The sequence below is a fragment of the Pantoea anthophila genome (genome assembly GCF_006494375.1).
GTDB lineage: Bacteria > Pseudomonadota > Gammaproteobacteria > Enterobacterales > Enterobacteriaceae > Pantoea > Pantoea anthophila.
Genome location: NZ_VHIZ01000024.1, coordinates 85,274 through 91,853, shown reverse-complemented (window position 1 = coordinate 91,853; position 6,580 = coordinate 85,274). Strand labels below are relative to the sequence as shown.

The 6,580-nt window shown below is 55.6% G+C and carries 7 protein-coding genes; 6 read left to right on the top strand and 1 reads right to left on the bottom strand.

The features are described from left to right. Positions 1–195 precede the first annotated feature (195 nt). On the bottom strand, positions 196–756 hold the full coding sequence (gene gmhB, locus FJW00_RS04525; protein ID WP_009091953.1) for a D-glycero-beta-D-manno-heptose 1,7-bisphosphate 7-phosphatase: 561 nt from the start codon (positions 754–756) through the stop codon (positions 196–198). A gap of 189 nt (positions 757–945) precedes the next feature. On the opposite strand from gmhB, the gene metN reads away from it, so the two are divergent. The 6 genes from metN to proS all read left to right on the top strand — a co-directional run bounded on the left by metN (position 946) and on the right by proS (position 6,506). Next, complete coding sequence (gene metN, locus FJW00_RS04520; RefSeq protein WP_111208494.1) at positions 946–1,977, top strand: methionine ABC transporter ATP-binding protein MetN; 1,032 nt, start codon at positions 946–948, stop codon at positions 1,975–1,977. After that, positions 1,970–2,623 (top strand): methionine ABC transporter permease MetI, encoded by a 654-nt coding sequence (locus FJW00_RS04515; protein ID WP_009091958.1) that lies wholly within the window; start codon positions 1,970–1,972, stop codon positions 2,621–2,623. The genes metN and FJW00_RS04515 overlap by 8 nt, the downstream gene beginning before the upstream one ends. A 31-nt stretch (positions 2,624–2,654) precedes the next feature. Continuing rightward, positions 2,655–3,470, top strand: coding sequence for a MetQ/NlpA family lipoprotein (locus FJW00_RS04510; protein ID WP_009091959.1), 816 nt, complete (start codon positions 2,655–2,657; stop codon positions 3,468–3,470). Positions 3,471–3,598: 128 nt separating this feature from the next. Further along, positions 3,599–3,997, top strand: coding sequence for an envelope stress sensor lipoprotein RcsF (rcsF, locus tag FJW00_RS04505; RefSeq protein WP_009091960.1), 399 nt, complete (start codon positions 3,599–3,601; stop codon positions 3,995–3,997). Continuing rightward, a complete protein-coding gene (gene tsaA / locus FJW00_RS04500) occupies positions 3,994–4,698 on the top strand; it encodes a tRNA (N6-threonylcarbamoyladenosine(37)-N6)-methyltransferase TrmO (protein ID WP_009091961.1) in 705 nt (234 codons plus the stop codon). Before rcsF ends, tsaA begins: the two co-directional genes overlap by 4 nt. Positions 4,699–4,787: 89 nt before the next feature. Beyond that, entirely contained in the window at positions 4,788–6,506 is a 1,719-nt protein-coding gene (proS, locus tag FJW00_RS04495) for a proline--tRNA ligase (RefSeq protein ID WP_009091962.1), read from the top strand. Positions 6,507–6,580 lie beyond the last annotated feature (74 nt).

Sequence of the window (6,580 nt, the reverse complement as noted above, 5' to 3'; positions counted from 1 at the left end):
ACGCTTTCCTCCTTCAGAGTCAACCTCTTTTTCAGAAGTTTTTCTCCGGCGGCTCAGTCTCCTGAACCTTCAACCCGTTTCCCGTTGCCGGTGTGCCGTGTCGATGGAGGCGCATTATAGGGAGCGGTTCAGATAGCGCAAGTGCAAATTAAGACTTTTTTTCCGTTCGTCTGAAATTTGCACAAAAGCGCCCTTTTATGCCTGTTTAATGCGCGCTGGCAGTGCGGCCAGGCTATCGATGACCCAGTCAGCGGCGGCTTCCCCTTCCGCGGTCACCGGTTTACCGCTACGCACCAGGACTTTGGTACCGACACCGGCAGCCTGCCCTGCCAGCATATCCTCCAGCTTGTCACCCACCATATAAGAAGCCGCCATATCAATATTCAGCTCTTGCTGAGCCATCACGAGCATACCCGGCTGAGGTTTACGGCAGTCGCACGCCTGACGATACTCTGCAACGGCGGCGTCGGGATGGTGCGGGCAGAAATAGATGCCGTCCAGATCAACGTCGCGATCGGCCAGCGACCAGTCCATCCATTCGGTGAGCTGCATAAAGGTGTCTTCAGTAAACATACCGCGCGCGATGCCAGACTGATTGGTCACGACCACCAGCGCATACCCCATCGCCTTCAGTTGCTGCAGCGCTTCAATGGTGCCGTCAATAAACTGAAAGTTATCGATCTCATGGACATAGCCATTATCGACATTAAGGGTGCCATCACGATCAAGAAAAATAGCGGGGACTTTATTCGCCACGTAGAAACTCCTGCTGTAAAAATTGCCGATCAGTATCGCATGATTGCTGTGAAAGGGAGAATGTCAGATTGAATCACTTCCATTGATTCAGACGTCTGGATGCCTTACCATCCATCCAGCTTTTACCCTTAATAAAAGCAACGAGGCTTCCCACACCACGGACAACGCAACACGATAATAAATAACCTAATGATTAAACTCGAAAATATCACCAAAGTGTTCCAGCAGGGTACGCGCACCATTTCGGCGTTGAAGGACGTCAGCCTGCACGTGCCTGCCGGACAGATTTATGGCGTTATCGGTGCTTCCGGTGCCGGTAAAAGTACGCTGATTCGGTGCGTTAACCTGCTGGAACGTCCGACATCAGGCCGTGTGCTGGTCGACGGTGCTGACCTGACCGCACTCAGCGAGCGTCAGCTGACTCAGGCCCGTCGTCAGATTGGCATGATCTTCCAGCACTTCAACCTGATGACCTCCCGGACCGTCGCGGGTAACGTCTCCCTGCCGCTGGAGCTGGGAAATCTCTCGCGTGAACAGATTAACGCTCGCGTGACTGAACTGCTGGAACTGGTGGGATTAGCCGATAAGCACGATGCCTGGCCTGCGAACCTGTCGGGTGGACAGAAGCAGCGCGTTGCGATTGCCCGTGCGCTGGCCAGCAATCCAAAAGTGCTGCTGTGTGATGAGGCCACCAGCGCTCTGGACCCGGCGACAACCCGTTCTATTCTGGAGCTGCTGAAGGACATTAACCGCCGGCTGGGCCTGACGATTCTGCTCATCACCCATGAAATGGATGTGGTGAAGCGCATCTGCGACCAGGTGGCTGTCATCAGTCAGGGTGAGCTGATTGAGAAAGATAGCGTCAGTGAGGTCTTCTCGCATCCTAAGACACCGCTGGCTCAGCAGTTCATTCAGTCTACCCTGCATCTGGATATCCCGGATGATTATCAGCAGCGCCTGTCAGCCACTGCCGCTGAGAACAGCGTGCCCTTGCTGCGACTGGAATTTACCGGTAAATCGGTTGACGCCCCGCTGCTTTCCGAAGCCGCACGGCGTTATAACGTGAATAACAACATTATCAGTGCGCAGATGGATTACGCCGGCGGCGTGAAGTTCGGCATTATGCTGGCCGAAATGCACGGCACTGAAAGCGATACCCGCGAGGCGATAGCCTGGCTGCAGGAGAATCATGTGAAAGTAGAGGTGCTGGGTTATGTCTGAAGCGATGATGTGGTTGCTGGGACGGGGCGTGTGGGAAACGCTGATGATGACCTTTGTCTCCGGCTTTTTTGGTTTTGTACTGGGTCTGCCAGTCGGCGTTCTGCTTTATGTCACCCGTCCGGGACAGATTCTGCAGAATCAGGGGCTCTATCGCGTGCTCTCCGCGCTGGTGAATATCTTCCGCTCCATTCCGTTCATTATCTTACTGGTCTGGATGATTCCTTTTACCCGCGTGATTGTCGGCACCTCCATCGGACTGCAGGCGGCAATCGTCCCGCTGACCGTTGGCGCCGCCCCCTTTATCGCCCGTATGGTGGAAAATGCCCTGCTGGAACTGCCTACCGGCCTGATTGAAGCGTCACGTGCCATGGGTGCCACGCCGATGCAGATCGTTCGCAAGGTGCTGCTGCCGGAAGCGATGCCGGGTCTGGTGAACGCCGCGACGATCACCCTGATTACCCTGGTAGGTTACTCTGCCATGGGCGGCGCGGTCGGTGCCGGTGGTCTGGGTCAGATCGGTTATCAGTATGGTTATATCGGATATAACGCCACCGTGATGAATACGGTATTGGTGTTGTTAGTGGTTTTGGTGTATCTCATTCAGTTCTGTGGCGACCGCATCGTACGTGCTGTGTCCCATAAGTAAGCCAGCAATATCACATTATTAAGGAAAGGATATGTCTTTCAAATTCAAAAAAATTGCCGCTGTGGGTGCACTGATTGGCGCGATTGCGCTGGCAGGATGCGATCAAAAAGAGAAAGATGCGAACCACATCAAAGTGGGCGTGATTGTCGGCGCTGAACAGCAGGTTGCTGAAGCCGCGCAGAAAGTCGCGAAAGAGAAGTATGGTCTGGACGTTGAGCTGGTTACCTTCAACGATTACGTTCTGCCGAATGAGGCACTGAGCAAAGGCGATATCGACGTTAACGCCTTCCAGCACAAACCTTATCTGGATCAGCAGATCAAAGATCGCGGCTACAAACTGGTTTCCGTCGGCAACTCTTTCGTTTACCCGATTGCGGGCTACTCGAAAAAGATCAAATCGCTGGATGAGTTGCAGGATGGCGCTCAGATCGCGATTCCAAACGATCCGACTAACCTGGGACGTTCGCTGCTGCTGCTGCAGAAAGCCGGCCTGATTAAACTGAAAGAGGGTACAGGCCTGCTGCCAACCTCGCTGGATATCACTGAGAATCCAAAGCATCTGAAAATTGTTGAGCTGGAAGCGCCACAGCTGCCCCGCTCACTGGACGATCAGCAGATCGCCCTGGCGGTCATCAATACCACCTATGCCAGCCAGATCGGCCTGACCCCGACTAAAGATGGGATTTTCGTCGAAGATAAAGATTCACCTTATGTGAACCTGATTGTCGCGCGCGAAGATAACAAAGATGCGGAAAACGTGAAGAAGTTCGTTCAGGCTTACCAGTCTGACGAAGTTAACGAAGCCGCCAACAAAGTCTTTAACGGCGGTGCAGTTAAAGGCTGGTAAGTCAGCCGACATTCTCACCAGGGGCGGCGCTATGCCGCCCTTTCTGTTACAGCCTGCCCTGCCCGACTTGTTATTTATTCCTGTCCTTGTTTCAATAACGCCACTTTTGGAAACCTGAGGATGTTGCCATGCGTTTTTTACCGCTCGGCTTGTTAGCATTGATGCTGACAGGGTGTGTTCATGAGTATCACCCGATAACCAGCGCACCGTCCAGGCCGCAGCACTCCACTGAACCGACCCGCAAACCCGCTGCCCGCCCCGCACCGGTTAAGCTCTACACGGATGCCGCCGATCTGGTCAGCAAACCGTTCCGCGATCTGGGTGAAGTCTCTGCTGAGGATTGCCAGATCAGCAATCAGAACTCGCCCGCTAACATCGCCACGGCCCGTAAACGTCTGCAGATCCGGGCGTCACAGATGAAAGCCAATGCGGTGCTGCTGCACAAGTGTGAAATTGTGACGGGTACGCCAGGGTGCTACCGTCAGGCAGTGTGTCAGGGCTCGGCATTGAAAGTCAGCAATCAATGAGTGAATTCACCTTTGCGCAGATTGGGGTCATCCGCTCGCCGTGGAAAGAGAAGTTTGCCGTGCCGCGTCAGCCAGGGCTGGTGCAGGATGGCGGCGGAGAACTGCACCTGCTGCCCCCGTACAATCAGCCGGAAGCGGTTCGCGGACTGGAAGCGTTCAGTCACCTCTGGCTGCTGTTTGTCTTTCATCAGACGATGGCAGGCGGCTGGCGTCCCACGGTTCGCCCTCCCCGACTGGGCGGCAATGCGCGCATGGGTGTCTTTGCAACCCGTTCAACGTTTCGTCCCAACCCGATTGGCATGTCGCTGGTCGAGCTGAAAGAGATCAGGCTTGAGAAGCAGCAGGTGATCCTGCAGCTTGGCAGTCTGGATCTGGTCGATGGCACCCCCATCGTGGATATCAAACCCTATCTGCCTTTTGCCGAAGCGCTGCCCGAAGCCCGGGCGGGATTTGCCCAGGCAGCACCGGCGGCCACAATGCCGGTGCGCTTTTCCGTGCTGGCGCAGGCGCAGCTGCAACAGCATGCCCGCTATCCCCATCTGGCGCGTTTTATCCGTGACGTGCTGGCGCAGGATCCCCGTCCCGCTTACCGTCAGGGCCAGGCAGAGGAGCGGGAATATGCGGCCTGGCTGATGGATTTTAATGTACGCTGGCGCATTGACGATGCCGGGACAGAAGTGATCGCTATCGACCCGCGTTAAAACCCGCTTTTGAGCCAGTGATCTCACTGGTACACTAGCCGCCAGCAAATTTCTGTCTGTGACTTTCCGATCAACTGGAACCGTAATCAATGCGTACTACTCAATATCTGCTCTCTACTCAGAAAGAGACGCCTTCCGACGCCGAAGTGATCAGCCACCAACTGATGCTGCGCGCCGGTATGATCCGCAAACTGGCTTCTGGCTTGTACACCTGGTTGCCGACCGGGGTTCGCGTGCTGAAAAAAGTCGAAAACATCGTGCGCGAAGAGATGAACAACGCGGGTGCGGTTGAGATTTTAATGCCGGTCGTGCAGCCTGCCGACCTGTGGCAGGAGAGCGGTCGCTGGGAGGAGTATGGCCCGGAGCTGTTACGTATTGCCGACCGCCACGAACGTCCGTTTGTGCTGGGTCCGACGCATGAAGAGGTGGTCACCGACCTGATCCGTAATGAGCTGAGCTCTTATAAGCAGCTGCCACTGAACCTCTATCAGATCCAGACCAAATTCCGTGACGAAGTGCGTCCGCGCTTTGGCGTGATGCGTTCGCGCGAATTCACCATGAAAGATGCCTACTCTTTCCACGTGTCGCAGGAATCGCTGCAGGAAACCTATGATGCGATGTATCGCGCCTACAGCCAGATCTTCAGCCGTATGGGCCTGGATTTCCGTGCCGTACAGGCCGACACCGGCTCTATTGGTGGCAGTGCATCACACGAGTTCCAGGTGCTGGCCCAGAGCGGTGAAGACGATGTGATCTTCTCAACCGATTCTGATTACGCCGCCAACATCGAGCTGGCCGAAGCCGTCGCACCGGCCGGTGAACGCGCTGCGCCGTCGCAGGCGATGCAGCTGGTTGAGACGCCAGACGCAAAAACCATCGCGGAGCTGGTTGAGCAATTTGATGTGCCGGTTGAGAAAACCGTGAAAACGCTGATTGTTAAAGGCGCGGAAGAGAGCGGTCATGCGCTGGTTGCCCTGCTGGTTCGTGGCGATCATCAGCTGAACGAAATCAAAGCAGAAAAGTCAGCTATCGTGGCATCACCGCTGGTCTTCGCGACTGAAGAAGAGATTCGCGCGGCAGTGGGTGCAGGTCCGGGTTCAATCGGGCCGGTCGGCCTGCAGATGCCGATCATCGCAGACCGTACCGTCGCGAAGATGAGTGACTTCAGCGCCGGTGCTAACGTCGATGGTAAGCACTACTTCGGCATTAACTGGGAGCGCGATCTGCCGCTGGCCAGCGTTGCGGATATCCGTAACGTGGTTGAAGGCGATCTGAGCCCGGATGGCAAAGGCACGCTGCAGATTAAGCGCGGCATCGAAGTGGGTCACATTTTCCAGCTCGGCACGAAATATTCGGACGCGCTGAAAGCCTCTGTTCAGGGCGAAGATGGCCGCAACCAGATAATGAGCATGGGCTGCTACGGCATCGGCATCACCCGTGTTGTCGCCGCGGCGATCGAGCAGAACCATGACGAGCGCGGCATCATCTGGCCGGCTGCACTGGCTCCGTTTGAGGTCGCGATTCTGCCCATGAATATGCAGAAATCCTTCCGGGTGAAAGAGCTGGCGGAAGAGCTGTATGCCACACTGCGCGCGAAAGGCGTCGACGTGATTCTGGATGACCGTAAAGAACGTCCGGGCGTGATGTTCGCTGATATGGAACTGATCGGTGTGCCACACACCATCGTCATTGGCGATCGCAATCTCGATAATCAGGAGATTGAGTACAAATCACGTCGTGCCGGTGAGAAGCAGATGATTAAGCAGGATGAGATCGTCGATTTCCTGCTGAAGGCGCTGAATAAGTAAGTTCTCAGCGCGGGCTGGATCTCTTCGCGGCTCGCCTCTGAAGCCATAAGCACTCAAACGCCCCGCCTGCGGGG

Coding starts and splice junctions, on each gene's coding strand:
- FJW00_RS04515 (WP_009091958.1), top strand. CDS start 1,970: ATGTCTGAAGCGATGATGTGGTTGCTGGGACGGGGCGTGTGGGAAACG.
- proS (WP_009091962.1), top strand. CDS start 4,788: ATGCGTACTACTCAATATCTGCTCTCTACTCAGAAAGAGACGCCTTCC.
- metN (WP_111208494.1), top strand. CDS start 946: ATGATTAAACTCGAAAATATCACCAAAGTGTTCCAGCAGGGTACGCGC.
- rcsF (WP_009091960.1), top strand. CDS start 3,599: ATGCGTTTTTTACCGCTCGGCTTGTTAGCATTGATGCTGACAGGGTGT.
- tsaA (WP_009091961.1), top strand. CDS start 3,994: ATGAGTGAATTCACCTTTGCGCAGATTGGGGTCATCCGCTCGCCGTGG.
- FJW00_RS04510 (WP_009091959.1), top strand. CDS start 2,655: ATGTCTTTCAAATTCAAAAAAATTGCCGCTGTGGGTGCACTGATTGGC.